Below are 1065 nucleotides of genomic sequence, written 5' to 3' on the forward strand. Positions count from 1 at the left end.
GCGGCGAAGGGCCTGATCAACGGCCTCGCGCAGGCCGGCTCGCGGGTGGTCGGCGTGGGCCAGCGCGGCCACATCGTATACTCGGACGACCAGGGCAGGAGCTGGCGCCAGGCGAAGGTGCCGGTGAGCTCGGACCTCGTCGCGGTGAGCTTCCCGACGCCCCAGCAGGGCTGGGCGGTGGGGCACGACGGCGTGGTGCTCGCGACGAGCGATGCGGGCGCGACCTGGACGAAGCAGCTCGACGGCCGGGTGCTGGGCGAAGTGATGCTCGCGCACTACAAGACCCGGGGCGAGGCGGCGTGGATCGCCGAGGCCGAGCGCTTTGCCGCGCAGGGCGCGGAGAACCCCTTCCTCGACGTGTGGTTCGCCGACGAGCGTAACGGCTTCGTCGTGGGCGCCTTCAACCTGATCCTGCGCACCACCGACGGCGGCAAGAGCTGGGAGCCGTGGCTCGATCGCACCGACAACCCGCAGGCACTGCACCTCTACGGCATCCGGCGGGCGGCGGGCGACGTGTATGTCACGGGCGAGCAGGGCCTCGTGCTGCGCCTCGATGTGGCGGCGGCGCGCTTCGTGGCACTCGCCACCCCGTACCGCGGCAGCTACTTCGGCGTCACCGGCACGCACACCGCCGTCATCGTCTTCGGCCTGCGCGGCAACGCCTACCGCAGCACCGACCGGGGGGCCACCTGGCACAAGGTCGAGACCGGCGTGCAGGAGGGGCTCACGGCCGGCGCCGCGCTGGGCGAGGGTGGCGTGCTGCTCGCCAGCCAGGCCGGGCGCATCCTCGTGAGCCAGGATGGCGGCGAGCGTTTCTCGCCCGTGAAGCTCGAGCGCGCCACGCCCGCCTCGGCGGTGCAGCCCCTCGGCACGGATGCGGTGCTCGTCGCGGGTGCCCGCGGCGTGCGCGTCCAGCCCCTTCGCTAACAGGAGACCGACGCGATGGCCGTCGCACACGACTCGCACGACCGGGCCCCGGTGGTGCGTTCCCTCGCGGATTTCGATCAGAAGTCCGGCAATGCCCTCGAGCGCATGATCTTCAACCATCGCCTCGCGGTGATGGTG

The 1065-nt window shown here is 72.2% G+C and carries 1 protein-coding gene; it reads left to right on the plus strand.

From position 1 onward, the window contains the following. On the plus strand, positions 1-927 hold a 927-nt coding region (locus tag F464_RS0127635), incomplete at its 5' end, for a WD40/YVTN/BNR-like repeat-containing protein (protein ID WP_018993107.1). Between the last annotated feature and the right edge of the window lie 138 nt (positions 928-1065).

It is taken from the genome of Aromatoleum toluclasticum ATCC 700605, from assembly GCF_000378245.1.
Classification (GTDB): Bacteria; Pseudomonadota; Gammaproteobacteria; order Burkholderiales; family Rhodocyclaceae; genus Aromatoleum; species Aromatoleum toluclasticum.